Source organism: Roseibaca calidilacus (assembly GCF_001517585.1).
Taxonomy (GTDB): Bacteria; Pseudomonadota; Alphaproteobacteria; order Rhodobacterales; family Rhodobacteraceae; genus Roseinatronobacter; species Roseinatronobacter calidilacus.
The window spans coordinates 216577-242659 of record NZ_FBYC01000004.1; the positions used below are offsets into that span (position 1 = coordinate 216577).

26 protein-coding genes are annotated in these 26083 nt (G+C 62.0%); 11 read left to right on the top strand and 15 right to left on the bottom strand.

What is annotated here, in order from left to right; translation table 11 throughout:
• Positions 1–24: 24 nt before the first annotated feature.
• The 8 genes from mutM (at position 25) to AWT76_RS04540 (ending at position 7257) form a co-directional block, all read left to right on the top strand.
• Entirely contained in the window at positions 25–888 is an 864-nt protein-coding gene (mutM, locus tag AWT76_RS04505; protein WP_072245286.1) for a bifunctional DNA-formamidopyrimidine glycosylase/DNA-(apurinic or apyrimidinic site) lyase, read from the top strand.
• 61 nt (positions 889–949) lie between these two features.
• The gene (locus tag AWT76_RS04510) at positions 950–1726 is read left to right on the top strand and encodes an enoyl-CoA hydratase (RefSeq protein ID WP_072245288.1); all 777 of its coding nucleotides are present in this window, start codon (positions 950–952) and stop codon (positions 1724–1726) included.
• Between the two features lie 150 nt (positions 1727–1876).
• A complete protein-coding gene (rpsT, locus tag AWT76_RS04515; protein WP_072245291.1) occupies positions 1877–2149 on the top strand; it encodes a 30S ribosomal protein S20 in 273 nt (90 codons plus the stop codon).
• Positions 2150–2535: 386 nt separating this feature from the next.
• The gene (gene dnaA / locus AWT76_RS04520) at positions 2536–3870 is read left to right on the top strand and encodes a chromosomal replication initiator protein DnaA (protein ID WP_072245293.1); all 1335 of its coding nucleotides are present in this window, start codon (positions 2536–2538) and stop codon (positions 3868–3870) included.
• A 111-nt stretch (positions 3871–3981) separates the two neighbouring features.
• Positions 3982–5100, top strand: a complete 1119-nt coding sequence (dnaN, locus tag AWT76_RS04525; RefSeq protein ID WP_072245297.1) for a DNA polymerase III subunit beta — start codon at positions 3982–3984, stop codon at positions 5098–5100.
• 20 nt (positions 5101–5120) lie between these two features.
• Positions 5121–6206 (top strand): DNA replication/repair protein RecF, encoded by a 1086-nt coding sequence (gene recF, locus AWT76_RS04530; protein ID WP_072245298.1) that lies wholly within the window; start codon positions 5121–5123, stop codon positions 6204–6206.
• Positions 6203–6640, top strand: coding sequence for a VOC family protein (locus AWT76_RS04535; RefSeq protein WP_072245299.1), 438 nt, complete (start codon positions 6203–6205; stop codon positions 6638–6640). Before recF ends, AWT76_RS04535 begins: the two co-directional genes overlap by 4 nt.
• Entirely contained in the window at positions 6637–7257 is a 621-nt protein-coding gene (locus tag AWT76_RS04540; protein ID WP_072245300.1) for a LysE family translocator, read from the top strand. The genes AWT76_RS04535 and AWT76_RS04540 overlap by 4 nt, the downstream gene beginning before the upstream one ends.
• On the opposite strand, the gene AWT76_RS04545 is transcribed toward AWT76_RS04540, so the two are convergent.
• The 13 genes from AWT76_RS04545 to AWT76_RS04605 form a co-directional block, all read right to left on the bottom strand.
• Positions 7250–11299: a glycosyltransferase family 2 protein gene (locus AWT76_RS04545; protein WP_082700102.1), complete on the bottom strand. Its 4050-nt coding sequence runs from the start codon at positions 11297–11299 to the stop codon at positions 7250–7252. The genes AWT76_RS04540 and AWT76_RS04545 overlap by 8 nt on opposite strands.
• A gap of 12 nt (positions 11300–11311) precedes the next feature.
• Positions 11312–12034 carry a sulfotransferase gene (locus AWT76_RS04550; protein ID WP_176699340.1) on the bottom strand — a complete coding sequence of 241 codons (723 nt, stop codon included), beginning with the start codon at positions 12032–12034 and terminating at the stop codon, positions 11312–11314.
• A 10-nt stretch (positions 12035–12044) separates the two neighbouring features.
• Positions 12045–12785, bottom strand: coding sequence for a hypothetical protein (locus tag AWT76_RS04555; RefSeq protein ID WP_072245303.1), 741 nt, complete (start codon positions 12783–12785; stop codon positions 12045–12047).
• Between the two features lie 271 nt (positions 12786–13056).
• Positions 13057–14979, bottom strand: coding sequence for an ATP-dependent zinc metalloprotease FtsH (ftsH, locus tag AWT76_RS04560; protein ID WP_072245304.1), 1923 nt, complete (start codon positions 14977–14979; stop codon positions 13057–13059).
• A gap of 75 nt (positions 14980–15054) precedes the next feature.
• Complete coding sequence (gene tilS / locus AWT76_RS04565) at positions 15055–16278, bottom strand: tRNA lysidine(34) synthetase TilS (protein ID WP_072245305.1); 1224 nt, start codon at positions 16276–16278, stop codon at positions 15055–15057.
• The gene (locus AWT76_RS04570) at positions 16275–17054 is read right to left on the bottom strand and encodes a tetratricopeptide repeat protein (RefSeq protein ID WP_072245306.1); all 780 of its coding nucleotides are present in this window, start codon (positions 17052–17054) and stop codon (positions 16275–16277) included. Before AWT76_RS04570 ends, tilS begins: the two co-directional genes overlap by 4 nt.
• Positions 17055–17057: 3 nt before the next feature.
• Complete coding sequence (gene pal / locus AWT76_RS04575; protein WP_072245307.1) at positions 17058–17582, bottom strand: peptidoglycan-associated lipoprotein Pal; 525 nt, start codon at positions 17580–17582, stop codon at positions 17058–17060.
• A 17-nt stretch (positions 17583–17599) separates the two neighbouring features.
• Positions 17600–18907, bottom strand: coding sequence for a Tol-Pal system beta propeller repeat protein TolB (tolB, locus tag AWT76_RS04580; protein ID WP_072245308.1), 1308 nt, complete (start codon positions 18905–18907; stop codon positions 17600–17602).
• Complete coding sequence (locus AWT76_RS16665; protein ID WP_141655879.1) at positions 18904–20040, bottom strand: hypothetical protein; 1137 nt, start codon at positions 20038–20040, stop codon at positions 18904–18906. The genes tolB and AWT76_RS16665 overlap by 4 nt, the downstream gene beginning before the upstream one ends.
• A gap of 15 nt (positions 20041–20055) precedes the next feature.
• Positions 20056–20526 carry a protein TolR gene (tolR, locus tag AWT76_RS04590; RefSeq protein WP_072245310.1) on the bottom strand — a complete coding sequence of 157 codons (471 nt, stop codon included), beginning with the start codon at positions 20524–20526 and terminating at the stop codon, positions 20056–20058.
• 1 nt (position 20527) lies between these two features.
• Positions 20528–21226 carry a protein TolQ gene (tolQ, locus tag AWT76_RS04595; RefSeq protein ID WP_072245311.1) on the bottom strand — a complete coding sequence of 233 codons (699 nt, stop codon included), beginning with the start codon at positions 21224–21226 and terminating at the stop codon, positions 20528–20530.
• Positions 21227–21326: 100 nt separating this feature from the next.
• Complete coding sequence (gene ybgC, locus AWT76_RS04600) at positions 21327–21731, bottom strand: tol-pal system-associated acyl-CoA thioesterase (RefSeq protein ID WP_072247448.1); 405 nt, start codon at positions 21729–21731, stop codon at positions 21327–21329.
• 5 nt (positions 21732–21736) lie between these two features.
• Positions 21737–22360, bottom strand: coding sequence for a hypothetical protein (locus AWT76_RS04605; RefSeq protein ID WP_072245312.1), 624 nt, complete (start codon positions 22358–22360; stop codon positions 21737–21739).
• Between the two features lie 115 nt (positions 22361–22475).
• On the opposite strand from AWT76_RS04605, the gene AWT76_RS04610 reads away from it, so the two are divergent.
• The 3 genes from AWT76_RS04610 (at position 22476) to AWT76_RS04620 (ending at position 23953) form a co-directional block, all read left to right on the top strand.
• A complete protein-coding gene (locus AWT76_RS04610; protein WP_072245313.1) occupies positions 22476–23330 on the top strand; it encodes a tetratricopeptide repeat protein in 855 nt (284 codons plus the stop codon).
• A gap of 56 nt (positions 23331–23386) precedes the next feature.
• Positions 23387–23680, top strand: coding sequence for a hypothetical protein (locus AWT76_RS04615; RefSeq protein WP_072245314.1), 294 nt, complete (start codon positions 23387–23389; stop codon positions 23678–23680).
• An 81-nt stretch (positions 23681–23761) separates the two neighbouring features.
• Positions 23762–23953, top strand: coding sequence for a hypothetical protein (locus AWT76_RS04620; protein ID WP_072245315.1), 192 nt, complete (start codon positions 23762–23764; stop codon positions 23951–23953).
• A 3-nt stretch (positions 23954–23956) separates the two neighbouring features.
• Here the strand turns inward: AWT76_RS04620 and AWT76_RS04625 are convergent, their stop codons facing one another.
• Both AWT76_RS04625 and glyA read right to left on the bottom strand, forming a co-directional pair.
• Complete coding sequence (locus tag AWT76_RS04625; RefSeq protein ID WP_072245316.1) at positions 23957–24724, bottom strand: alpha/beta fold hydrolase; 768 nt, start codon at positions 24722–24724, stop codon at positions 23957–23959.
• On the bottom strand, positions 24724–26019 hold the full coding sequence (gene glyA / locus AWT76_RS04630; protein ID WP_072245317.1) for a serine hydroxymethyltransferase: 1296 nt from the start codon (positions 26017–26019) through the stop codon (positions 24724–24726). Before glyA ends, AWT76_RS04625 begins: the two co-directional genes overlap by 1 nt.
• Positions 26020–26083: the final 64 nt, after the last annotated feature.

Genomic DNA, 26083 nt, shown 5'->3' on the forward strand with positions numbered 1-26083 from the left:
ACCTCGCGCCATGCTGGGGGGCAAATGCCGGAATTGCCAGAAGTTGAAACCGTGCGCCGGGGATTGCTTGGGGCAATGGAAGGGGCAGTAATCGCGCGCGCTGAATTGCGCCGTGCCGATCTGCGCTGGCCCTTTCCGACCGATATGGCCGAACGCCTGACCGGCGCGCGGGTTCTGGCGCTGCGGCGGCGGTCGAAATATCTGCTGGCCGATCTGGACCGGGCAGAAACGCTGATCGTGCACTTGGGCATGTCGGGGCGCATGACCGTGTCGGGGCTGGCCGCACCGCATGTGCCGGGCAAGTTCCATTTTGACCATCCGGCGCTGGAAAAGCATGACCATGTGATCTTCCACATGGAAAGCGGCGCGCGCGTGACCTTTAACGACCCGCGCCGCTTTGGTGCGATGGATCTGTGCGCGACTGCGACGCAGGAAGGCCACAAGCTGCTGGCATCAATCGGGCCCGAGCCTTTGGGCAATGCGTTCGATGCGATCTATCTGGCCGCGCAGTTGGCGGGCAAGCGCACGCCCATAAAAGCGGCGTTGCTGGATCAGCGAATCGTTGCGGGCTTGGGCAATATATATGTCTGCGAGGCGCTTCACCGCGCGGGCATTCATCCTGCACGCGCCGCCCATAGAATAGGCGCAGCGCGGGTGGAACGGTTGGTTCATGAAATTCGCGCCACCCTGACAGAGGCGATTGCAGCGGGCGGATCGTCCTTGCGCGACTACCGCCAAGCCGATGGCGCGCTTGGCTATTTTCAACATGGTTTCAAGGTCTACGGGCGCGAAGGTCAGCCGTGCCAGCAGCCGGATTGCACCGGCGCGATACGCCGAATTGTTCAGTCCGGGCGCTCCAGCTTCTATTGCGCTACCTGCCAGAGATGACTTGAACCCATGGGCCAAGCTGCTAAGCCAAGGGGCTGACAGCCACAGACAAGGTGCCAACATGGCCTATGAAACGCTGATCGTCGACATCAAGGACCATGTGGCGCTGATTCGCCTCAACCGGCCTGACGCGATGAACGCGCTGAATACCAAACTGCTTTCCGAACTGACCGATGCGATGCAAGCCGCCGATGCCAATGACAAGGTGCGCTGCATGGTGCTGACCGGGTCCGACAAGGCCTTTGCCGCCGGGGCCGATGTGAAGGAAATGGCCGACAAAAGCTTTGTCGATGCCTATCAGGAAGACCTGTTTGGTCCGGCCTGCGACACGATTGCGGCTGTGCGCAAACCGATCATAGCTGCCGTTGCGGGCTATGCGCTGGGCGGCGGGTGCGAATTGGCGATGCTGTGCGATTTCATCATTGCCGCCGACACCGCCAAGTTCGGCCAGCCGGAAATCAACCTTGGGATTGTTGCAGGCATGGGCGGTACGCAGCGCCTGACGCGGCTGGTGGGCATGTCCAAAGCCATGGATATGCACCTGACTGGCCGCTTCATGGATGCCGAGGAAGCCGAGCGCGCCGGGCTGGTCAGCCGCGTGGTGCCCGCCAAGAAACTGATGGACGAAGCCATGTCCGCCGCGGGCAAGATTGCCGAGAAGTCGCAGATCACGGCCAAGGCTGTGAAAGAATCGGTTAATCGCGCTTATGAGGGCAGTTTGCGCGAGGGGCTGCTGTTTGAACGCCGGATGTTCCACATGATGTTTGCGTCCGAAGATCGAACCGAAGGGATGCAGGCGTTTCTGGAAAAGCGCACGCCGCAGTTTCGCGACCAGTAATTGCCCCTTTCCTTTCGCGCCCGGTTAGCCTATACGGCGCTCCACATGCGCGTGGGCCCGCTTAAGGCAAGTTTTGACCATGGTCGGTTTCGGCCATTTTGGGTCCGTTGTGCAACAGACATGTAACGAACCCGAAGAGAAGACACGCAAATGGCAAATACTCCTCAATCCAAGAAGCGCGCCCGCCAAGCGGAGCGCCGCACCGATATCAACAAGGCGCGCCGCTCGCGCATCCGTGGTTTCCTGCGCAAGGTGGAAGAGGCAATCGCCTCTGGCGATCCGGCCAAAGCGACGGAAGCCCTGCGCGCGGCGCAGCCGGAAATGGCGCGCGGTGTGACCAAAGGTGTGTTGCACAAAAACACGGTGGCCCGGAAAATGTCGCGCCTGTCGGCCCGAGTCAAAGCTTTGGGCGCTCAGGCGTAAGTCTTTGAATTAAAACTACAAAAGGCGCGCCTCTGGCGCGCTTTTTGCGTTTTAGGCCACTGTTTTCGACCTCGTGCTGCGATTCTTTTAGTCGTTGGCTAAGGTCAAGCGCGTTGTTGTGTTGCGCAGCTTCTACCCAGATTGCTAATGTGCCTGAGCGATTCACGCAGTCCTGGGGGGGACGAGTGGCCGAAGGTGTCGAAGGCACCTTAGCACCATTTTGACGCGCCGACTGGCGCTGCTTTGGCGGCGCTTGGTGCGCTCTTTCCCAGCGATCACTGAATGCCGGGTTCCGGCCAGGGTCTTTGTAGCGGGCTTTCAAGGGTGAGGGCCGTCAAGAAACTGTCGTATTAGCCGTATGAAACAAGAATAACGGGTCGGGGTCGATGATTGCACAGCAGTGGTCAAAAGTTTCCAAGGAACTACGGCAGGAGCTGGGCGAGAGCAGCTATAAAAGCTGGATAGAACCCCTTGAACTGGTCGGTGTGGAAAACGGCGTTGCGCGGCTGAACGCGCCGTCGCGTTTTGTTGGCGATTGGGTGAAGCGCAACTATCACGACAAAATCGTGGCGCGCTTGCGCAATGACCATGCCGGGTTGACGCAGCTGGAATTTTTTGTGGGGCCCGCGGCTGCGCCGGTGGTCAAGGCGCGGGTCCAAACCCAAGAAGCCCCGTCCGTTCTGGAAAGCGCCCCGCTGGAAGGGCGCTATACATTCGACAATTTCGTGGTCGGTAAACCCAACGAACTGGCCCATGCTGCCGCAAAGCGCGTGGCCGAAGCCGGGCCTGTCACCTTCAACCCGCTGTTCCTGTATGGTGGCGTTGGTTTGGGCAAAACCCATCTTATGCACGCGATTGCGCATGAATTGCAGCAATCGCGCCCGGATTTGCAGGTGCTGTATCTGTCAGCAGAGCAGTTCATGTATCGTTTCGTGCAGGCATTGCGCGACCGGCAGATCATGGATTTCAAGAACCTGTTCCGCTCGGTCGATGTGCTGATGGTCGATGATGTGCAATTCATTGCCGGCAAGGACAGTACGCAGGAAGAATTCTTCCACACGTTCAACGCGCTGGTGGACCAGAACAAGCAGATCATCATTTCCGCCGACCGCGCCCCCGGAGAGATCAAGGATCTGGAAGCGCGCATCACCTCGCGGATGCAATGCGGCCTTGTGGTGGATCTGCACCCGACCGATTACGAATTGCGCCTTGGCATCCTGCATCGCAAGGCCGCGATCTTTGCCGAAACGCTTGGCCCGGTCAATGTGGGCGATGGCGTGTTCGAGTTTCTTGCCCATCGGATCACCACCAATGTGCGCGTGTTGGAAGGGGCGTTACAGCGCCTGTTCGCGTTCTCCAATCTGATCGGACAGGAAATCACGCTCGACATGGTGCAGGATTGCCTGTCGGATATTCTGCGCAGTTCAGAGCGGCGCGTCACGGTCGAAGAAATCCAGCGCAAGGTGTCAGAGCATTTCAACATTCGCCTGTCTGACATGCTGGGGCCGAAACGCGCGCGCAATGTTGCGCGGCCGCGTCAGATTGCGATGTATCTGGCCAAGGAACTGACCTCGCGGTCCTTGCCAGAGATCGGTCGCCGTTTTGGCGGGCGCGACCATACGACGATCCTGTATGGCGTGCGCAAGGTCGAGGAAATGCGCAGCACCGATGTTCAGCTTGCCGAAGACGTGGATTTGTTGCGTCGCCTGTTGCAAAGCTGACCTGAACAGCCCAAAAAGCACCTTGCCGCCCGCGCGGAATTGGCTAGGCTCCGGAAACCTCCGCGGCTGCATAGTCGTGTCGTGTGCGGGATGTGAAGAAGGATCGAGCGTATGAAGATCAGCATTGAACGGGCGGCTTTGTTGAAAGCTGTATCGCAAGCGCAATCCGTGGTTGAGCGGCGCAATACGATTCCGATCCTCGCCAATGTGCTGATAGAGGCCGAGGATGCGCAGGTCAGTTTCCGCGCCACCGATCTGGATGTCGAAGTGGTGGACCGCGCGCCCGCAATGGTGGAGCGGGCAGGGGCGACGACCGTGTCGGCTGTGCTGTTGCATGAAATCGTGCGCAAGCTGCCGGATGGCGCGATGGTCGAACTGGCCGATGACAGCCGCTCTGGCCGGTTGCAGGTCACGGCGGGCCGGTCCAGTTTTGCGCTGGCGACCCTGCCAAAAGAAGATTTTCCGGTCATGGCTTCCAGCGAATATGCCGCGAATTTCTCGGCCCCTGCCAAGGCGCTGCGCCGGCTGTTTGACAAATCGAAATTCGCCATCTCGACCGAGGAAACGCGCTACTACCTGAACGGCGTTTACCTGCATGTTGCCGAAGGCGAGGGCGGGCGCGTGCTGCGCTGCGTGGCAACCGATGGGCACCGCTTGGCGCGCGTTGATGCCGGTCTGCCTGCTGGTGCCGAGGCCATGCCCGGCGTGATCGTGCCGCGCAAAACCGTGGGCGAGCTGCGCAAACTGCTGGAAGATGACGATATGCAGATCGCTGTGTCGGTGTCGGAAACCAAGATCCGCTTCGCGACGCCGGATATCACGCTGACATCTAAGGTCATCGACGGCACCTTCCCCGATTACACCCGCGTCATCCCGTCGGGCAACACCAAGCGGCTGGAAGTGGATGCAGGCGATTTCGCCAAGGCGGTGGACCGTGTGGCCACCGTCTCGTCCGAACGTTCGCGTGCGGTCAAGCTGGTGTTGGAAGATGACAAGTTGGTTCTGTCCGTGAACGCCCCCGATAGCGGCGCGGCAGAGGAAGAGCTGATCGTCGCCTATGCCGACGAGCGCTTGGAAATCGGCTTCAACGCGAAATACTTGCTTGAGATCGCCAGCCAAGTGGACCGCGAGAATGCTGTGTTCTTGTTCAACTCCTCGGGCGATCCCACGCTGATGCGCGAAGGCAATGACACCTCTGCCGTATATGTCGTGATGCCGATGCGGGTGTAACGGGCCGTTTGGCCTGATCCATGTCCGTTCATCTATCCCATCTGACCCTGTCGCATTTCCGCTCGCATCAGCGCACGCGGCTGGAGTTTGACGGGCGGCCTGTGGCGTTGCACGGGCCGAACGGGTCGGGAAAGACGAATATCCTTGAAGCGGTTTCGCTGTTTTCGCCCGGTCGCGGGCTGCGGCGCGCCACGCCTGACGAGATGGCGCGCCAGCCGCAGGCTTTGGGCTGGAAGCTGCGCGCCGAAATCGTGACCCGGGACGGCCCCCGGCTGGCGGAAACATGGGCCGAACCCGGCCAATCGCGGCAGGTGCGGATTGACGAAAAGACCGCGCCGCAAATTGCCCTTGGCGCATTGGTGCCCATGCTGTGGCTGACGCCTGCGATGGACCGGCTTTGGCTGGAAGGGGCCGAAGGGCGCAGGCGCTTTCTGGACCGCACCACGCTTAGCTTCGCGCCGGACCATGCCGCGCAGGTGCTGGCCTATGACAAGGCAATGCGCGAGCGCAATCGCCTGTTGCGCGATGGGGTGCGCGATACCCGCTGGTTTGCCGCGCTGGAAGGACAGATGGCCGAGGCGGGCAGGCAGATCACCGTCAACCGGCGCGCGGCCTTGGCAGAACTATCCGCCCATGCTGACCCCAACAGCCCGTTTCCCATGGCTGATCTAAGCCTTGATTGCAGCGCGCCCGATGATCTGGCCGCCGCCTTGGCCGAGAACCGCGCGCGTGACATGGCTGCCGGACGCAGCCTGATCGGCCCACATCGCGCCGATCTGCGCGCTGTCTGGGCCGCCAAAGGGGTGCAGGCGGCGCAATGTTCAACCGGCGAACAGAAGGCATTCCTGATTTCCGCCATACTGGCCAATGGCCGCGCGCTGGCGGCGAAAACCGCCATGCCGCCCTTGCTGCTGCTGGATGAGGTCGCAGCCCATCTTGACGCCGCCCGGCGCGCGGCGCTTTATGACGCGGTTTGCGCGATGGGGGGGCAGTGCTTCATGACAGGCACCGGGCCAGAGCTGTTTGCAGAGCTGGGCTCGCGCGCACAAGTCTTCGCGCTGTCGGACCGCGATGGCGTGTCCCATGTTGAAAAGGATATCCTATGACTTTGCCATGCCAGCGCATTTCGCTTGTGACCCTTGGGGTCGACAACCTAGACCGCGCACGCGCCTTTTACGCGGCCCTTGGCTGGGCAGAGGCAGAGTCGACCGACGGCATGGCCTGTTTCCAGTTGCACGGTCAGGCGCTTATGCTGTTCGGGCGTGCCGATCTTGCCAAGGACCAAGGCCGGGAAGGGGCCGAATTGGGCACCGGGGCCGTGACGCTGGCGCAGTGTTTCGAAACCCGCGATGACGTGGACGCAGCCTTTGCCCAAGCGCTTGCCGCCGGTGCCACCGCGCTCAAAGCGCCCGAGGCCGTGTTCTGGGGTGGGTATTCCGGCTATTACGCCGACCCGGACGGCCATGTCTGGGAAGTGGCGCATAACCCGTTTTGGCCGCTGGCCAAAGATGGCAGCCTGACCCTACCGGTGCCTGCATGACAATCGGCGCGCTCGACCTGCTGTTTTATGCGGGCGCAATCCTGATCCTGTTCCTGACCCCCGGCCCGGTCTGGGTGGCGCTGACCGCGCGCGCCATGTCGGGCGGGTTCGCGTCTGCCGCGCCCTTGGCGGTGGGGGTGGCCCTGGGGGATATGCTTTGGCCGCTGGCGGCCATTTTCGGGCTGACATGGATATTGTCGCTTTATGGCGACCTGTTGGGGCTGATGAAATGGGTTGCGATGGCGATGTTCGTCATCATGGGGGTGCAGCTTATACGGCACGCTCGCGCGCGTATTTCGACCGATAGCCGACTGACACGGCCGGGGCGCATGGCAGGGTTTCTGGCCGGGATCAGCGTGATCTTGGCCAATCCCAAGGCAATACTGTTTTACATGGGCGTGCTGCCGGGGTTCTTTGACCTTAGCCGCGTCACGGGTTTTGACATTGCTGCCATTCTGGCCGTATCGGCCAGCATCCCGATGCTGGGCAATCTGGCTATGGCGCTGGCCATTGACCGCGCGCGCACGCTCTTGCGTTCGGGAGAGGCGATGGCGCGCGTGAACCGCATAGCGGGCGCGTTGATGATCGGGGTTGGGTTGGTCATCGGGCTTACCTGATCGCGCTCAAATCCTGCACGAAAGGGCAATCGGCCAAGGGCACCGACACATCCGGGTCAAACAACGTGTCGCGACCTTCTGACAAAAGCGCCAGATACTTGCGGTATTCCTCGGCGCTGTTGAAGTGCTGGCCGCGCGCGACTTCGGCCTGTGCCTTGGCGTGGAACTGGGCATTGTATTTGAAATGGGCGAAGGCAAGCGTGCGTTCCGCCATCCTGCCGCCCACAGCATAATGCAGCCCGGCAGAAAACTGCATATAAGGTTGATACCGCATGAGCGCGAATTTCTGGGCCACGAACAGGTTGCGCGCGGCGGGTTGGCCCAACTCTTCCATCAGGCGGTGGCGCAGGTTAGAGGTGACACTGTCACAATTGCCCCATGGCCCGCGCATGCCCGGCACACACCGCAGCGGAGCGCGGTCAATATGTGTCGCATCAGCGAAAGGGCCGTGGGCGAAACCCGCCTGTGCCAAGGGGCCGGATGGGTAAAGATCCAGCATGGACAGGCGCACAAGTTCGGCGTCGCGGTAGTCCGGGCCACGCAGCAGGGTTGGCAGATCGCCCGACACCTGCCCGCGTTCGTCGGGCAGCGACCAGAACAGGAATTCATCCGCATCGGCCACAAGGCTCCAGCGGCCCACGCGGAACGCCGCCAGCAGCGCCTCTTGCCACAGCACGCCGTAGCGCGATTCGTTGTAGGGTGTGTCGGTTGAAAAAACCACGACATCGGGCTGCGCCGCCAGTTCCTCTAGCGTGCCGTCATCGGACCCGTTATCTGCCACCAGAAACGCGCCGACGCCAAGGGCACGATAGTGGTTCAGGAAGTGTTTCAGCATGAACATTTCGTTGCGCATGACCGCAACCACGGCAAGCTCTGCGTCACGCGCCTGTGCAAGACGGTCGGGCGCGCTGACAAGATCAAGCGTGTTGCTGGCCCAACCCAGCCGGGCTGAACTATGAGGCGACCACAACTTCATCGGGGTAGGCCAAGGCGCTGACAAGGCCCGCCGCGCGGCGTGAAGGTCGCCACCACTGTCCAGATGTGCGACCTTCAGGCCCGAGCCTGCGAAGGGCAGGAAACTGTTTTCATAAAGCGGCAGAGGGGGCAGGCCAGGTGCACTGCGCCGGAAAATCGCCATGTCGTAATTTTCGCCCGACAGGGTTATGCCGCTCAGGGCCAGCAGATCGCCTACAAGTTTGTCTTCCATGAAGGACACGGCCTCTAATGCGCGCCCAGCGGGTGTTGCGCACGCAGCGCTTAGGGCTGTCAGGGCATCGCGGCCCAGCATGTAGGCCGCGCTGCCATCGGCATAGACCGATGGCTCCGGTGACTTGTCCAGATCGAAGCGGCCACGGTCACTGGTCGCCTTGCCCATGTGCCACGCGCGGTCCATCTCGCCACGGGCGCGGTATAGAGGACGCCCGTAATACGGCGTGCAGAGAGCAGAGAGATCGGCGAAAAAGGCCTGCGGGTCGAGAAAACAATCATCATCTATTTTCAGGATGCGGGAAAACCCGGTCTGGCTGCGGACCCAATCTGCCAGCGCAAGGATCTTCTGTGGCAAACCTTCGTAATCGTCAGGTGCTGGCAGCCTGAGCACACTATCGACCAGTTGCGCCGGGCCACTATGACCGCCAACAGCTACGACCATCGGCAAACCAGCTTGTTCCAGCAGGTCACCCCAGGCCGCCCGTATCTGTGGCACGCGGCTGTCCAGATAGGGGCGACAGGAAATAAGGACAACAAGCGTATCGGCAAGCGGATTGGCCGCTTGGCGCAGGTGGCAGGCCGGACCAGCTAGCGCCGGGTCGGGGGGCAGGATTGTTTCGGCGTGCGCGCGCAAAACGGGATCGGGGCAGCAGGCGGCAAAACGGGCGCTGGCATGGCGCAGCGCAGTAGCCGTGGCGAATTCGGCGGGATCGCGCGTGCGCAATCCGTCGTGTAATGCGCTCAGCATCTGTCGCGCAAGGCCGGTTTGGTTGGCACGGGATAGCGCTTCTGCCATGGCCAGAAGCACGGCGCCGCCGCAATACCCGGCCTCTGGCAACAAAAGCGCGACGGCCTGTGCGCGGATCATCTCAAGTCCGGCCGGCGGTTGACCGGCCCGAAGCTGACGCAAAGCATCCATGGCCGTGCATCCAAGACGCCGCATGGCCGGTTCCATCACCGGGCGCGGGGTATGCGCGCTCGCGGGCCGCAAGCCTTCGCAGGCCAATTGGTGCAGCTCTGGCGGTGGTGGTGCAGCTTTGTCAGCGCGCGGAAAGGCGAGCCAGCGCAATGCGATGTCTTGCTGCTCTGGCAAGGGAAGATGGGCAAGCGCGGGGGCCAGCGGGTCGTCCAGACCAGCGTCCGCCAAAAGGCAAAGCCGATGCGCCCTTGCCCCTACAACAAAGGCCTGTTCGAAACGGGCAATGATCTGCGCCGCATCGGGCGCAGATGGATTTGTCCAGAGAGCCCGCGCCATGTTTGCCCAGTCGGTCCAACCCCGCGGTTTTGCATCGGGGGGCAGCCTATCGACACGGTCCCAGAATTCCGGGATTAGCCCAAAGGTTTCCAGCGCAAGCCGGGCTATGTCCGGTATCGCATAGGCTGGCAAGTGTTCACGCTGCGCGACGAGGCTGACAACGGCATCCAGCAGGTCGGGGCAGCGCATCTGCGAGCCTGATTCTGCGATCAGCATTCGCATGGCGCGCAAGATGTCATTCAGAAGATCGGTGCGGTCCCAGATAGAAACATGGCCATAGGGGCCTGCCCGGTCTGATATCAAGGCGCGTATGACCCAAGCCAAGGCCGGGGTGGCGATCCACCTGTCACCGGCTGGGACCATGTTCCAAAGCGCGCTGCGTAACCCGCCGATATCACGCGCCGCCCAGAGCTTTGGTAGCGCAGCAGAGGCCGAATAAGGCGTGTCCGGGGCGGGCAGGTGAGCGCCATACCTGTCGGCAAGGGCGAAAAGCGCGACAGGGTCATCTATGCTGCACGCCCATTCGCACTGGCTTAGCAGCAGGTGGCCCATTTGGTCTGGCGACAAATCGCTGTCCCGCAGCAATCTGTCCAACGTAAAAAATGATCGTGCCGCGTCGGGCAAGGCTTCGAAGCGGGTTCGCAACTCTGCAACCGGGTCGGGTTTAGCTGTTGTCGGGGCGGGGGATGACTTGGCAACAGGCGGGCAATATTTGCCCAGTCGGTACAGCCGTGCTGCTCCGGCCAAGGCAGACCGGCAGCCATCCGACAGTTCGTCCAACATATTGGCGGCATGTGCGTGTTCCAGCGCCTGAAGCGCTGCAAGCTCGTCCAGTAGAAGCCAGCCATCTTGCGACAGGCGTTCAAGCCGCATCAGCAGATCGGCACGGTCTAGGCGCAGGCTGTTGCGCAATTCGTCATTTTGGGCGATCAAGCGCAATTCTGGCTGGCCGTTTTGCCAGATGCGTCCCGGCAGCACCGCCCTGACAATGCCGCCTGCGTGGTCGCTGCCGGTGACAGGCTCTAATGTCAGACGCTCGCCGCTGGGAAGGCGGACGGCGCTGGGAGGGTTGGGCCCCGTCCATGTCATTTCCATACGGTCGGTGACATAAGGACCAAGTGCAGGGCCAGAACGCGCAACGACGCGCACCGCCTGCGGAAAGGTGATCCGGGCGATATTCTCCAGGCCGGAAAACCCGCGTCGCAGCCCGTATCGCGCTTCGCGGCTGAACTGCGGAAGGGCGTTCAGACTGGCCAACTCGCGCCCGTCCAACCAGACCGTGACGGCAGTTCCGGGGCGGCTAAAACCCGTCTTGAACCGCAACCCAAGCAGGTGGGGACCGGCCGGCGGCGGCAGATCGCAAATGACCTCGCGGCTCCAGCCTCTTTGCGCGTAGCGATTGAGAACCAAAAGCCGTTCCTTGCGTCGAAACTCTACATGCAGCGGCATGTCGCGAAGGCCTGCATCCCAGAACCCGATCATCGGGTTTGGATCCATCCTCAGGTCAACTTCCAGCCAGAGAGATCCGGTTCGTGGGGCGCGATAGGCCAAGCTGTGCCGGGGCGGTGTCGGAATCATTTTTTGGTCCAATCAGGTTCGAAAGGCCGGGTTGCGGCCATGCTGTAATTGTTGAGCGAAAACATTCTCGACCTGGGCGGCGGTGGGCTGCCGGCCAATCAGCGCAAACAATGGTTCAAGCGCGGTCCGGTCGTTAATATAGGTATCGTAATGCAGCATAACGCATCTGTCGGAATGCGCCGCGGCATAGGCATGGAACAAGGTTTCGGCCTCTTGCAGGCTGGCCCGGACGAAATCTGGGTCACAGATGGCCCACCATGCAGAGCGCGCGACGGCGTCGTGGTTGCGCGTGTTGAACACGAAACGACTGCCGGGGAAGAAGCGTGTAATGAAATCTAGGTAATCCGGGAACAGGTCTGGATCGCCATGAACGCGGATTTCCTTGAAGCCGCCCATGCGTATGTCGCTTGGCAGGTTCAAAACCTGCCGCTGAAACAGGCGCGCAAACTCGTGCCCGACCGCGTCCGGCTCGATCAATTCTGCCCCGAACCACGGTCGCATGGCATCTGTTGCAGCCCCGCGCGCGCGCAACTCGCGGATCGGCCCGGCACTGTCCAAAGCGTGCCAAGTCTGAAACATGTGCCATAAGGTGCCATTGTTTTCGCCGCGAACCATGACACCGTCTAGAGTGTTGAGCAGATGCTGCAACAGGGTCGACCCGGACCGCCCATAGGTCACGATGAACACATACCCCTCTGGTGGATGCGTGCTTTGGGGCGCGGGAGGAGGCATCATCGCGATTGCCTCAGGTGGCGCAGAGCGTTTCCAACCGGGCCATCGCCTCGGCAAAATTGGGCACATAGCTGGCAATTGCTGCCGAATTCTGCCCCTTGCTTTTGGCAAATACCGTTAACCGTGGGTCATCTGGCATTGCTTGGATTCCAGCGCGACGCGCGATTGCGGCAACCTGCTCTGCCGAGGAGCGCTCAGAAAGGTATATTTCTTCAAAGACGATCCAATCCCAGTCTATGCCGCGATTGCGCAACAGCGTTAGGGTCTGCCCAAGTGCCGCGAAATCTGCATGAACACGGTTCGCGAGGCGGCTCAGGTCAATGGGCGCGGGGCGCAGGGTTCCATCTAAGATTCTGGGGTAAACCCTGTCAGCACCCGCTGGCCCCCATGCTCCTGTTGCCTGCGCTAGCAAAAGCGAACCGATGCGCTTGGCCTCATTCCGCCGGGTCAGGACAATTATGTAATACCCTCGCGCTTGCGCCACGTCGATCAAGGCGCGCGTGATCGCTATGGGCTGCACTTCCACACAGTGCTTTATGTTCGGGCTTTGGTCTAGTGCGGCGTCAATCTCGGCGCGCAACCTCTCTGGATCGCTATGTTGTGCGAAGCTTTCAGAAATCGCGCTTAATTTGCGCCTCCGGTTGAACGGCTCATGTTCCACAGCGGGAAAGCTAGAAAGCTTCACCAGCGCTGTTGTGAAGTCGGTTCCGCCGGTGCGGCGCAATGTAAGAATAAGAATTGGCTGTTCGGACATAAGGGCAACTTTCACAAAACGCGCGTCATTATACCTGCGCAGGTGGCGGGATCAAGCTATGCTTGCCGCGAATGGCGCGGGGCATTCCGCGAGTGAAAAAAGTGCTTTGAAATCGCGATTTCGGGTTTGCCGCACCCTGATATGCCAGCCTGCGCAGAACATGGTTCTGGGGTGCTGAAGCGGGTTGAAAGGCAGGCGCGGCTGGCGCCGCATGCCATGAAAAAAACCCGGCCAAAATGGCCGGGCTGTTCTGTGCGGGGTAATAAGCGTCTTAGGCGCTTGGCTCGGGTTCCATGCCGCCATCGCCCTCGCCGCCACGTTTGCGGCTGCGCGTTTTCGGAATGGCCGCAACAGAGGGCGTGCCGCTGCTGGGCTTGTCCGCGTCATCGTCATCCCGGCCAATCGGCTCTCCGCGCATGACACGGCCAATCTCTGGCCCGGTCAGCGTTTCGTATTCCAGCAAGCCTTGCGCCAAGTTTTCCAAGTGCTCCCGATGCTCGGTCAGGATGCGTTTGGCGGTCTCGTAGCCTTCGTTGACCAATTCGCGCACCTTGTCGTCAATCATCTTCTGGGTAATGCCAGAATGGTTTGACCCGCCTCCATAGCTGCCCAGGTAGCTTTGCTGTTCATTGGCGTAGTCGACATAGCCCAGTTCTTCGTCAAAGCCGAATTGCGTGACCATCGCGCGGGCGATTTTGGTCACCTGCTGGATGTCGCTGGCCGCGCCAGAGGTCACAGCCTCTGGCCCGAAGACCAGTTCCTCTGCCACGCGCCCGCCCATCGCCATAGCGATCTTGGATTTGTATTTGCGGTAGCTGACCGACAATTGGTCCCGTTCTGGCAAGGACAACACCAGACCCAGCGCGCGCCCGCGCGGGATGATGGTCGCCTTGTGAATCGGGTCATGTTCGGGCACATGCAGGCCGACCACGGCATGACCGGCTTCGTGATAGGCGGTCAGTTTCTTCTCGTCCTCGGTCATAACCATAGAGCGGCGCTCTGCCCCCATCATCACCTTGTCCTTGGCATTCTCGAAATCGTCCATCACGACAAAGCGACGGTTCGAGCGCGCGGCCATCAGCGCGGCTTCGTTCACAAGGTTGGCAAGGTCGGCCCCGGAAAAGCCCGGCGTGCCGCGCGCGATGATGCGCAGATCGACATTCGGCCCCAGCGGCACCTTGCGGGCATGCACGCCCAAGATGCGCTCGCGACCCTTGATGTCGGGGTTGGGCACCTGCACCTGACGGTCGAAACGACCGGGGCGCAGCAGCGCGGGGTCCAGCACGTCGGGGCGGTTGGTCGCCGCGACGATGATGATGCCCTCATTGGCTTCGAACCCGTCCATTTCGACCAGAAGCTGGTTCAAGGTCTGTTCGCGTTCGTCATTGCCGCCGCCATAGCCTACGCCACGCGACCGACCCACGGCGTCGATCTCGTCAATAAAGACGATGCAGGGCGCATTCTTCTTGGCTTGCTCGAACATGTCGCGCACACGGCTTGCGCCCACACCAACGAACATCTCGACAAAGTCAGAACCGGAGATGGTGAAGAAGGGCACACCCGCTTCGCCCGCAACTGCGCGCGCCAGCAACGTTTTACCCGTGCCCGGAGGGCCGACCAACAGCGCGCCTTTCGGGATCTTGCCACCAAGGCGGCTGAATTTCTGCGGATTACGCAGGAATTCTACGATTTCTTCCAGATCGTCCTTGGCTTCGTCAATGCCGGCGACGTCGTCGAACGTCACGCGGCCCTGCTTTTCGGTCAGCAGCTTGGCCTTGGATTTGCCGAAGCCCATCGCGCCGCCTTTGCCGCCACCCTGCATGCGGTTCATGAAATAAATCCACACACCGATCAGCAACAGGAACGGCAACCACAGCATAAGCGTGGACATGAACCCCGATTGCTGTTGCGGTTGCGCTTCGACCGGAATCTCGCGGTCCAGCAGGCGCTGGGTCAACGTGGTATCATCGGGCCGCACGGTGCTGTATTGCTGGCCATCGCTGCCCACGAACACGATGCGCTCGCCATCAATGGTAACGCGGCTAACCTCGTTATTGTCGACACGGGTGATGAAATCCGAGTAATTCACGCTGCGCGCCGAGGATGTGCTGGAGCCGTTGCTGAACATGTTGAAGAGCATGATCATCAACAGGAACAGCACGATCCAGAAAGCGAAATTCCGTGCGTTGCCCACGGGCGTCTCCTTTGGTCAGGTCGGCGCGGAAACGCGCCTTTGTTGTAGTGTTACATAGCTATTGCGGCGCTGCAATCAATGTGCGTGATGGGATGCAGGCCAATCGGGTGGCAATACGCGGCAATTTGCCCGAAATTCGCGGGGCATCCCGGCCAGTGGCGCGGCAATCAGACGTTTGTCTTGCCAGATTGCTGGGCTGGACAGGATCGACTCTCGTGGCAGCCGCCATGCAGACCTGTCGGTTTGTGCGGCCCCCTCGGGCCCCAAGGCGCGGATTTCTGCGCCATCTGGTTCCGGGCCGTCAATCTGCCAGCGCCCATCCCAAGGGCCGGGGCAGGGGGCCGCGATATCTGCCACCGCGTTCCATTCGCGGCAGATGCGCAGGCTGTCGCCGCGTTGCACCAACAGGCAGCCATGCAGCGTGGCGCGCGGGCGGTCAAGCGCGGCGCGCAGCGCCGCCAGCCTTGGGCGATAGGGCGATTGGCCCACCCAGCACAAGGCCGCAGCAACCAGCCTTTCGCGTGTGTCAGAGGGCAGTGCGCTTAGCCTTTCGCGCGCAAAGACAAGATCGCCCTGATCCTGCGCGATTATGTCGCGCGCGGCTTGCGTGGCGGCATGGTCCAGAACCTGGCGCGCCGCGGCCATATGTGCTGCAGTTTCGGCCAAGCGGTCCACATCCAGCCCCAGCGCTGAAATGGCCTGCCGGGTGCGCACGCGCTCATAGGCGGGGTCCAGATTGCTTGCATCTTCGGCCCAATCCCAACCCATGCGGCGCAAATGGTCGCGCAAGGCCTCGCGGCGGATGTCCAGTAGCGGGCGCAGCCATGTCACGGGGCCATCGGGGCGCGCGGGCGCCATGCCCGCCAGCCCGTCCACGCCAGAGCCGCGCTGCAACCGCATCAGCAGCGTTTCCGCCTGATCGTCGCGGGTATGCCCAAGTGCGATATGGCTGACACCGCGCGTTTGCGCCCAATTGCGCAGCAAGTCTTGCCGGGCATGTCGCGCGCGGTCTTGCAGATTGCCGCGACCATCCCACGCCCAAGGCAGAATATCATGCGGCGCGCCCAAGCCCGCGGCATGGCGCGCGACAAGGGCGCATTCTTGCGCGGCCTCTGGGCGCAAGCCATGATCGACACTGGCAATATGCAGCGCGCAGCCCTGCCGCGCAGCCCAAAGGCTTGCCAAATGCATTAGCGCAAGGGAATCGCCGCCCCCCGATACTGCCACGCCCAACGCCTTGGGCGGGTTTGGCAGCAGCGCATCCAGATTGCGCGCAACCCGGTCAGCCAGATCGCTCAAGGGCAGGCAAGCCGCGCGCGGGCGTCCTCTGATTGCGCGGCCTCGTCGCTGTCGGCGAAGCGGTTGCGCAACTCGTCGAACATGGCGCAAGCCTCAGAGACCTGCTCTAGCCGCGCAAGGCTTTCGCCAAGCGCCAGAAGCGCGCGCGGCGCTTCTGGCCCGTCTGGCGCGGTCATATACAGGTTCAGATAGGCGCGTGCGGCATCGGTTTCGCGGTCAAGCGTGCGCAATGTCTCTGCCAGCTTGAAGCTGGCCTCTGCCCCAAGCGGAGAGCCGGGATAGGTTTCGATGAATTGCATGAGGGCTGTTGCCGCAGCCTCTGCATCGCCTTCTTCGGCAAGGTCCATCGCCGCGTCGAAAGCCTGCTGTTCGCCCGCGGCAAGCTGGGGCTGGGCCGTGTCATCGTCGGTGGCGGATTCGCCCAGTCGCGGCGGGGTCAGCCCCGCTGTGCTGCCGCCTTCCAGTTCCGTCAGGCGAAATTCCAGATCGCCCAAGCGGTTCGACGCTTCGTCAATGCTGCGCCGGATACGGTATTCCAGCTCTTCCGTGCGGCCGGTCAGATCGGCCAGCGCCGCTTCCATCCGGTCGACCCGGTCCAGAAGCGAGCCATCGTAGCTGGGCTGGCTGGCAGCCTCTCCGGATGACAATTCGCGCGCCAAATCCGCCACGGCACCGGTCAGCGCGCCAAGTTCGGCGCGCAATTCGGCTACGGTATCGGCCCCGGCAGGCGGGGCCAGCAGGCACAGGGCGACGAAGATGGCGCGCGCATGTCGCATGGCTTAGCCCGTCACGCCGCCGGACACGACGGTCACGGCGCGGCGGTTCACATCCCAGCAACGTGGCTCTGCGCAGGCTTCGACCGGGCGCTCTTTGCCATAGCTGACCGTGCGGATGCGGTCGGCATCCACGCCTTCGGAAATAAGGTAGCGTTCAACAGTGTTGGCACGGCGTGCGCCAAGGGCCACGTTATACTCGCGCGTGCCGCGTTCATCGGCATGGCCTTCGATCAGAACGGCGAATTGCGGGTTCGCGCGCAGCCAAGCGGCTTGGCCCTGTAGCGTGCTGCGACCGTCTGGCGTCAAATCGGAGCTGTCATTCTCAAAGAACACGCGGTCGCCGATGCGTTGCTGGAAATGCGCGATCGAGCGCGGATCGCTGGGATCGCCCAGCGAGCCCGTGGTGATGGCGTCGTCACCGCCAAACCCGTTTTCCCCGCCGCCGCCAAACATGCCGGGGCGCGGGTTGTTGCACGCGGCCAGCGCAAGGCCAGCCAGCAGCAGAAGCGATTTCGATGTCAGGTTCATTGTATCTGTCCCATTTTTTATGGCAAAAGCGGCCCCCAGGCCGGGTCACTGGCCGGGGAGGAAAGCGGCACGCGGCGCAGGTTGCGCCCCGAGATGTCGACCGCATAAAGCGCAGGTTCGCCGCCCTGCGCTTGACGGGTGAACATGATAACACGCCCGTTTGGCGCCCATGTTGGCCCTTCGTCAAGGAAAGATGCCGTGAGCAAGCGTTCCTCTGACCCGTCAGAGCGCATGACGCCAATATGGAAGCGCCCTGCATGCGATTTCGTGAAGGCGATCATATCGCCGCGCGGTGACCAGACCGGGGTGGAATAGCGGCCCTCGCCGAAACTGATGCGCTGTGCGTCGCCACCATCGGCGGACATGACATAGATCTGGCTGGTTCCAGAGCGGTCGGATTCAAAGGTGATCGACCGCCCATCGGGTGAAAAGCTGGGCGCGGTGGCAATGGCGGGCGAATTGGTCAAGCGTTCCATCTGCCCGTTCGACAGGTCCAGCCGGAACAGGTCGGTGCTGCCGCCCATCGCGGCGGAAAAGACAAGCGCGCGCCCATCGGGCGAAAACCGGGGCGAGAAGGTCATCGCGCCGGGAATCTCGCCCACAAGCTGGGATTGCCCCGAGCGCAAATCCATCAGCGCAATGCGCGGACTGCCGGTCTCATAGGTTGTATAGACCGCCCTGTCACCTGTGGGCGAGACGCGCGGCGCTATGACCAAGGACCGACCATCGGTCAGGGTGCGTCGATTCTCGCCATCCTGATCCATGATCGTCAGTTGCTTGGTGCGGTTGTTGCGCGGGCCGGATTCTGCCACGAACAAAACACGGCTGTCGAAATAGCCGTCCTCGCCGGTGATCTGGCTATAAACCGCATCCGAGACCTTGTGCCCCATGCGCCGCCAATCCCGCGCGGCACCGGCAAATTGCAAGCCTTCGCCCATCTGCTGGCCAGAGACCACGTCAAACAGCCGGAACTTGACCGTCAGCCTGTCGCCGCTGGCCGAAACCGCCCCCACGATCAGGGCTTGCGCATTGACGGCGCGCCAGTCCGGATAGGAAATGCTGGTGTCGAAACTGGTGATCCGCGCGATATGCGATTCTCGTGGCACCTCGCGGAACAGGCCGGTGCCCGACAGGTTGGATGCGACGACGCGCGACAACGCATCGGCATATTCCATGCCGCCATTGTCTTCGGGCACGAAGGCGGGCACGGCAAACGGCATCGGTTCAATCACCCCTTCGGTGATCTGCAGCCGCAAGGGCTGTGCCTGCGCCGCCATGCCAAAGCCCATCCAGATGGCCAGAAAAGCAAACAAAAGCCGTGTCATCGCAATCTCATCCCTTCGGGGTTGAACGTAATCTCGACGTCGCGCCAAGCTTCGTAGCTTTCAGGTGGCAAACCGTAGCCATCGCTTGCGCAACGAATGATCGCGCGGCGTGCGGCCTCGAATGCCTGCGAAACGGCACCTTCGGAACCGCCGTTATTATCGACCATATAGATACTGCCTTGCTCTGGCATAGCCCCCGGGTTCATCGAGAACCCAACGGTTACGGTAACCTGCTGCGCTTCGGTCGAAAGCGTGCCGATGTTCCAGCATTGCTGTATCGCAAGGCGCAAACGGTCCGCTTCGGTTGCGCTCAGGCCGGGTTGCGCAGCCGTATCAATGCCGGACAACGATTCGGCAAGGGCAGCGGCCACTGCGTCCGCAACGTCATCGGCGACCTCTGGCTCGGGGTCTGGCTCAGGCTCTGGTGTTGGCTCTGGGTCTGCCTCGGCCGTTTCTGCCTCATCTTCGGCGGGCGGCGCAGGGCGTTCTGGCCGCGTGCGCGGGCGCGGGCTGACCGTGGGGGCGGCTGCGGCGCGTTCTTCGTTTTCGGTTTCGGTTTCCGTGGCCTCTGTCACGATTTCGGTCGTTGCCTCTGGCGGGGCGACCTGCTCTTGTTCAGGCAGAACCTCTTCGCCCGGCGCATCCGCGCTGGCTTGCGGTCGCGCGGTCTGGTCGATCGTGGCGTCTTCTGGCGGGGCCTCTGTCGGGGTTGGGGCAACACGGTCCACTGGGCGCGGGGCCGGGCGCTCTGTCGCGCCGGGGGTCAGCGCAGGTGAAAAGATTGCGCCGGTCGACTCTGGCTCCGGTTCGGTTTGCGGTTCTGGTTCCGGCTCTGGCTCGGGTTCAGGCTCGGGCTCTGGTTCCGGTGTTGGCTCGGGCTCTGGCTCCGGCTCTGGCTCCGGTGTGGGTTCCGGTTCGGGGCTTGGCGCAGGCTCCGGCGCGCCGCCGCCGCTTAATGCCGCGAATTCCTCGGCACTGACCAAAGACACTTCGGCCACCGGCATTTCGCGCTCATGCGACGGTGCGGCGAACAGGTCGAACACCAGCACCCAGCCCACAAGGCCAAGATGCAGCACGGCCGAGGCTTTCTGCCCCGTGTCCATCCGTCCAACAATGTCGCTCGCTACGCTCATGGCGGCAATTGGCCCCTAGTTGCCTTGCCCGTCGAATCGCGGACCGCCCTGGTCTGTGACCAGCCCGATATCATTGAAGCCACCCGCGTTCAGCGCGCCCATGATCTGCACGACGCGCTCATAGGGAATGGACCCGTCTGCGCGCAGGAACACTTTGCGGTTGCTGCGTTCGGATGCCACCGCGCGCAGCCGCGGGATCAGATCGTCCTCGGCGATGTCACTGTTCATCAGCATGACTTGCCCTTCGGCGGTCAGTGTCACCGACAGCGGTTCCTCTTGCTCGGCAGGCAGTGCGCCCGCTGAAGTGCGCGGCAATTCCACCGGCACACCCACCGTCAGCATAGGGGCAGCCACCATGAAGATAATCAGCAGCACCAGCATGACATCGACAAAGGGCGTGACGTTGATCTCTGACATGCGGACGGCGCGCGCGCGCCGACCACGCCGCCCCGACCCTCTGGATTTGCCCATCAGTTGCGCACCCATATCAGGCAGCGTCCAACTGGCGCGACAGGATGGTGTTGAACTCGTCTGCGAAGGCCTCATAGCCCGACAGGATCTCGTCGCTGTCGTCGCTCAGCTTGTTGTAGAAAATCGTGGCGGGAATAGCGGCCAACAACCCAAGGCCGGTGGCCAGTAGCGCTTCGGCAATGCCCGGCGCGACAACGGCAAGGTTCGTTGATTGCGCCAGTGCAATTTCCTCGAACGCGTATTTTATGCCCCAAACCGTGCCGAACAACCCGATGAACGGGCTGGCCGACCCGACAGAGGCCAGAAAGGTCAGGCCGCGCGTCAAATCGCGCCCCTCGCGTGCGATGGCCACATCCATTGACCGGTCAATCCGGGCAACTGCGCCGGGGATCAACCCTCCGTCCGAGCGGTGCGAACGGCGCCATTCCGACATGCCGGCGGCGAATACACGTTCCGGCGGGCTGGCGGGGTTCGGGCCAATTTGGTCAAACAACTGGTCGAGCGGTTCGCCCGACCAAAAGGCGGCGTCGAACGCCTCTGCCTCGGCGCGGGCTTTGCGGTAGCGGATGTGTTTCTGGATGATGATCGCCCATGACCAGAATGACGCGACGATCAGCGAGATCATCACCAGTTTCACGGTCAGCGTGGCGCGGGCAAATAGCGCAATCAACGAAAAGTCGATATCTTGCGCGGCGGTCAGTGTGGTCGGGTCCATGGTCCTGCTCGGGTTTGGGGTCCGCATCTGACGGCGGCTTTGCGCCGGACTTTACACCAAAGCAAGCGGTCTACCAACACGATGGCGTTATACCATGGGTTTATTCTGGCGGTTTTTCACCGAAATGCCGGGTCAGCCTGTCTGGCAGTGCCGTCGGGCGGCCCGCGTCATTGATGCAAACCAGCGTGACCTCGGCTTCGAACAACAGTTTCTCGGCACGCAGAACCGCCTGATGCAACACCAGCCGCGCGCCGGAATGGCTGATATAGCGTGTCTGCACGTCCAAAAGGTCGTCATACACGGCGGGTGCGCGGTAATCTGCCACCACCCGCCGCACGGCAAAGACACCGCCGCCTTCGGCCTTCAGTTGTGCCTGATCCACCCCCAATGTGCGCACCCATTCGCTACGCCCGCGTTCGATGAATTTTAGGTAATTCGCGTAATAGACGATGCCCGCAAGGTCGGTGTCTTCGTAATAGACGCGGATTTGGTGGTTATGGGTCATCATGTTCAACTCTGGGGCGCGATCCGCGCCGCCAGCCGCAGCGCATGGGCGGGATCGGTCGCGACCGCTGGCAGCACCGGATCATAAGCCGCGCGGATGATTGCGCCGATCTCGGGGCGCAGGATTGTGTGGTCCCCCGCCACGGCCAAGGCGGACCGGTCGGTAAAGGCCGTGTCAGACCATAACAAGATCACCTGCACGGCTTGGGACAGCGCCAAGGTTTCGGCGGGCACATCCGAAAGCGCGGCATCCATGCGGATGAACACGAATGCCGCGCGAATCGCGTTGGCTGTGTCAAACCGGAAGACACGGTATTGGTTGGCATCCGCCGCTTGCAGCCGCGCGACCAATGGCTCCAAGCCTTCGACCAAGCGGTCCAGATTGGGCACGTCCAGCAATTCCGCCCAGTCGCGGAAAAAGAATACCATCAGGTTCGCGCCCAGTTCAGGGTCGGTTTCGGCCATCTTGTGATTGGCCAAGGCGACCACGGCTTCAATCGCGCCTTTCACGGTTTGCAGCGTGCTGTCTTCTACCCCGAACACGACCGGCACAATCGGCCGTCCCCAGCGCGCGCACAGGTATTGCCCGTCGGCACGCGTGAACAAGTCGGTGATTTCAGCTGCATTCATGGGCGGTCCTTTCGGCATTTGCATAAGCGGCACACGCCCCGCGTGCAACCCGTCACAAATGCGTGACATAGGCCGATGCGCGCCCTATAGGGTTGGCGAATTACAGGGGGCGATCATGCGTTTGGCGTGGATAATTGGTGTATTCTGTCTGGCATGTGGTCCGGCGCAGGCGCAGCTTCGCGCGGCAGATGGTTTGGCAGCACTGGAAGCCGGCGATGCGGCGGGCGCCCGCGCTATCTGGGAACCCTTGGCCGAGCGCGGCGATGTTCTGGCGCAGTATAACCTTGGCGTTTTGGCCTTGCGCGGCGAAGGCGATGCGCTTCGCTGGTTCACCGCCGCCGCAGAGTCCGGGCATCTGCCCGCACAGACCGCGCTGGCCGGGCTGTTGGCCGACCGGCAAGATTGGCATGGTGCGGCACGCTGGTATGCTGCGGCGGCTCAGCAAGGCAATGCCGGTGCGGCCCATAGCCTTGGCGTGCTGCACGACCGGGGGCTTTTGGGCGATGAGTCGCGCACGCAGGCATCGCGTTGGTTTCGTCAGGCGGCAGAGGCCGGGCATGTGCCCGCACAATTCGCCCTTGGCACTCTGTTGACCGAGGAAAACGTGCCAGAGGCCGCGCAATGGTTCGCGCGGGCCGCTGAAGCGGGCCATGTCGAGGCGCAGTTCAACCATGCGCGCGGGCTAGAGCCGACGGACCCGGTCGCGGCCCGGCGCTGGTATGCAAGCGCGGCGATCGCGGGCTTCGGCGCGTCCAGCTATAATCTGGCCCTCATGCACGCGCGGGGGCAGGGTGCGGCGCAAAGTTTTCGGGCAGCACTGGCTTGGGCGCTTGTTGCGCAAGAGCAAGGCTTTGAGCAGGCGAAGACGCTGGCCGGTGCCTTGCAAGAGGTCATGTCGCCGGACGCCCAAAACGCCGCAAGAGAGATCGCCGCACGCTGTTTGGCAGATGCGTCCGCGTGCCCGCGGTGACGCGGTTTTTTCACGGATTCAGGCATTTTTAACCAATTTGCGCTTTCATCCGCGACATGACCCGTTTTGTCCCAATCCTTTTGCTTTTGGCCGCTTGCGATAGCCCGTCCATGTCTTTGGGGCAGGCAGAACCCACACGGCTTCAGCGTGGCGGATATGACATTACCGTTTGGCGTGCAGATGACCGGGTAGAGGCCATTCGCCATGGGATGGCCCGCCGGGATGATATGCCACAGCTTCGGGGCGTCTTGATGCAGGCAATGCGTGATGCCACCGGCTGCGCTTTGCGGGAAAACTCGGTCGAAGGGGATATCGGCGTGCTGCGGGCGCGGCTTGATTGCGACACCTGATCCCGTTTGCGCCAGATCAAGGACGCAAGCGGCTTCCAACAGTATCCTCTAACAAAGTTAATCGAACCGAGGAGTGTTGCTATGTTCCGCTTGTTTTCGCTGATCTTCAGCATTGCCGGGGCCACCTGTGCCGGGATCGGCGTGGTGATCGCGCTGGTGATTGGCCAAGATACGCTGAACCCGATCTTGGCTTGGGCCGCTGCGGGTGGGCTTGTCGGCGTCGTGGCCAGTTGGGTCGTCGCCAAGATGATCCTTGCGAACGAAGCGGCCTGACCCCTAGTCGAACCACGCGCGTGCTGTCTGCTCGAACGCGCGCGGGTCTTCGGCATGCAGCCAGTGGCCTGCATGCGGGATCTTGGCAAATTTCGCGTTTGGAAACAGCGCCTTGATTGTAGATCGGTGCTCTGGAAGCACATAATCTGATCGCCCCCCGCTCAGAAACAAGGTGGGGCGGTCGAATTGGCCCTGAACCGTGTGGGGCCAACCGGTGATTTTGTCCATTTCCGTGTCCAGCGTGTTCAGGTTCAGCCGCCAGCGCGCCGGGCTTGCGCGCAAATCCAGTGATTGCAACAAGAACGCACGCACGTCCGGGGCGGTCACGCGCGCGGCCAAGGCGGCGTCAGCCTCTGCCCGGGTCGACAGACCTTCCAATTCCATGTCGCGCATTGCCTGCACCAAATGGCGTTGCGAATGCGCATATGCGACCGGCGCTATATCTGCCACAAGCAGCCTGTTGACCAAATCAGGCCGCATCAGCGCTAGAACCATCGCGGCCTTGCCGCCCATGGAATGCCCCAGAACATCCATGGCTTGACCCTGCGCTACAATCACCTTGGCCAGATCATCGGCCATGGCCGGATAGTCATGGCGGTGATCCCACGGGCTGTTTCCGTGGTTTCGCATGTCCACCGCGACCACATGGCGATCAGCGGCCATGCGCTTGGCGATCGCGCCCCAGTTCCGGGCCGATCCGAACAGGCCATGCACCACAAGCAAGGGCGGAGCCGCCCCTGCCGTGCCATGATCGACCTGCGCCAGCTTCATCAAAGCTGTGGGTAGATCGGGAACCGGGCGCAAAGTGCGGCGACTTCGCCTTTTACGCGGGCTTCAACTTCGGCATTGCCGTCTTCGCCATTGGCGGCAAGCCCATCGACCACCGCGACAATCCAATCTGCGATCTGGCGGAACTCAGCCTCGCCAAATCCGCGGGTCGTGCCGGCGGGCGTGCCAAGACGAATGCCACTTGTGACCATCGGGCTTTCGGTGTCGAATGGGATGCCATTCTTGTTGCAGGTGATATGCGCGCGGCCGAGCGCTTTTTCGGTCGCGTTGCCCTTCACGCCCTTGGGGCGCAGGTCGACCAGTAGCAAATGCGTGTCCGTGCCGCCTGTCACAGTTGCCAGACCGCCCTTTTCCAACTGGTCGGCCATGGCTTGTGCATTGGCAATGACCTGCTTTTGGTAATCGCGGAAGCCGGGGCGCAACGCCTCGCCAAAGGCCACGGCCTTGGCGGCAATCACATGCATCAGCGGGCCGCCCTGAATACCGGGGAAGATGGCCGAGTTGAACTTCTTGGCCAGCGCCTCGTCATTGGTCAGGATCATGCCACCGCGCGGCCCACGCAGGGTTTTATGCGTGGTGGTCGTGGCAACATGGGCATGCGGGAAGGGGCTGGGGTACAGGCCCGCCGCAACCAGACCGGCGAAATGCGCCATGTCCACCAGCAGGTAGGCACCAACGCTATCGGCAATGTCGCGCATCCGCGCGAAATCAATCACGCGCGGGATGGCAGACCCACCAGCAATCAGCATTTTCGGCTGATGTTCGGTTGCAAGGGCTTGGATCTGGTCATAATCGATGGCGTAGTCGCCTTCGCGCACGCCGTATTGCACCGCGTTAAACCATTTCCCCGACTGGTTGGGCTTGGCGCCGTGGGTCAGGTGACCACCCGCATCAAGGCTCATGCCCAGAATCGTGTCGCCCGGTTGCAAGAGTGCGGTGAACACACCTTGGTTGGCTTGGCTGCCCGAATTGGGCTGCACATTCGCGAATTCGCAGTCGAACAGCTTGCAGGCGCGTTCGATGGCAAGGTTTTCGGCAATATCGACGAATTGGCAGCCGCCGTAATAACGTCGGCCGGGATAGCCTTCGGCGTATTTATTGGTCAGAACCGACCCCTGCGCCTGCATCACCGCGGCGGACACAATGTTCTCAGAGGCGATCAGCTCGATTTCGTCGCGCTGGCGCCCCAACTCTTGCTGCATGGCCGCGAACAACTCGGTGTCACGGGTCTCCAGAGTTTCGGTGAAAAAACCTGTATCGCGAGTGGTGATGTCCATTGCGGTCTCCGGCGAAGGTGTAAGATGGACTTCATCTAGAGCATGGACGGCGCTTGTGGAAGGC

Bases quoted from the DNA above. Each gene is read 5' to 3' on its own strand.
- mutM (WP_072245286.1), top strand. From the start codon at position 25: ATGCCGGAATTGCCAGAAGTTGAAACCGTGCGCCGGGGATTGCTTGGG.
- AWT76_RS04510 (WP_072245288.1), top strand. From the start codon at position 950: ATGGCCTATGAAACGCTGATCGTCGACATCAAGGACCATGTGGCGCTG.
- rpsT (WP_072245291.1), top strand. From the start codon at position 1,877: ATGGCAAATACTCCTCAATCCAAGAAGCGCGCCCGCCAAGCGGAGCGC.
- dnaA (WP_072245293.1), top strand. From the start codon at position 2,536: ATGATTGCACAGCAGTGGTCAAAAGTTTCCAAGGAACTACGGCAGGAG.
- dnaN (WP_072245297.1), top strand. From the start codon at position 3,982: ATGAAGATCAGCATTGAACGGGCGGCTTTGTTGAAAGCTGTATCGCAA.
- recF (WP_072245298.1), top strand. From the start codon at position 5,121: ATGTCCGTTCATCTATCCCATCTGACCCTGTCGCATTTCCGCTCGCAT.
- AWT76_RS04535 (WP_072245299.1), top strand. From the start codon at position 6,203: ATGACTTTGCCATGCCAGCGCATTTCGCTTGTGACCCTTGGGGTCGAC.
- AWT76_RS04540 (WP_072245300.1), top strand. From the start codon at position 6,637: ATGACAATCGGCGCGCTCGACCTGCTGTTTTATGCGGGCGCAATCCTG.
- AWT76_RS04545 (WP_082700102.1), bottom strand. From the start codon at position 11,299: ATGATTCCGACACCGCCCCGGCACAGCTTGGCCTATCGCGCCCCACGA.
- AWT76_RS04550 (WP_176699340.1), bottom strand. From the start codon at position 12,034: ATGATGCCTCCTCCCGCGCCCCAAAGCACGCATCCACCAGAGGGGTAT.
- AWT76_RS04555 (WP_072245303.1), bottom strand. From the start codon at position 12,785: ATGTCCGAACAGCCAATTCTTATTCTTACATTGCGCCGCACCGGCGGA.
- AWT76_RS04570 (WP_072245306.1), bottom strand. From the start codon at position 17,054: ATGCGACATGCGCGCGCCATCTTCGTCGCCCTGTGCCTGCTGGCCCCG.
- pal (WP_072245307.1), bottom strand. From the start codon at position 17,582: ATGAACCTGACATCGAAATCGCTTCTGCTGCTGGCTGGCCTTGCGCTG.
- tolB (WP_072245308.1), bottom strand. From the start codon at position 18,907: ATGACACGGCTTTTGTTTGCTTTTCTGGCCATCTGGATGGGCTTTGGC.
- AWT76_RS16665 (WP_141655879.1), bottom strand. From the start codon at position 20,040: ATGAGCGTAGCGAGCGACATTGTTGGACGGATGGACACGGGGCAGAAA.
- tolR (WP_072245310.1), bottom strand. From the start codon at position 20,526: ATGGGTGCGCAACTGATGGGCAAATCCAGAGGGTCGGGGCGGCGTGGT.
- tolQ (WP_072245311.1), bottom strand. From the start codon at position 21,226: ATGGACCCGACCACACTGACCGCCGCGCAAGATATCGACTTTTCGTTG.
- ybgC (WP_072247448.1), bottom strand. From the start codon at position 21,731: ATGACCCATAACCACCAAATCCGCGTCTATTACGAAGACACCGACCTT.
- AWT76_RS04605 (WP_072245312.1), bottom strand. From the start codon at position 22,360: ATGAATGCAGCTGAAATCACCGACTTGTTCACGCGTGCCGACGGGCAA.
- AWT76_RS04610 (WP_072245313.1), top strand. From the start codon at position 22,476: ATGCGTTTGGCGTGGATAATTGGTGTATTCTGTCTGGCATGTGGTCCG.
- AWT76_RS04615 (WP_072245314.1), top strand. From the start codon at position 23,387: ATGACCCGTTTTGTCCCAATCCTTTTGCTTTTGGCCGCTTGCGATAGC.
- AWT76_RS04620 (WP_072245315.1), top strand. From the start codon at position 23,762: ATGTTCCGCTTGTTTTCGCTGATCTTCAGCATTGCCGGGGCCACCTGT.
- AWT76_RS04625 (WP_072245316.1), bottom strand. From the start codon at position 24,724: ATGAAGCTGGCGCAGGTCGATCATGGCACGGCAGGGGCGGCTCCGCCC.
- glyA (WP_072245317.1), bottom strand. From the start codon at position 26,019: ATGGACATCACCACTCGCGATACAGGTTTTTTCACCGAAACTCTGGAG.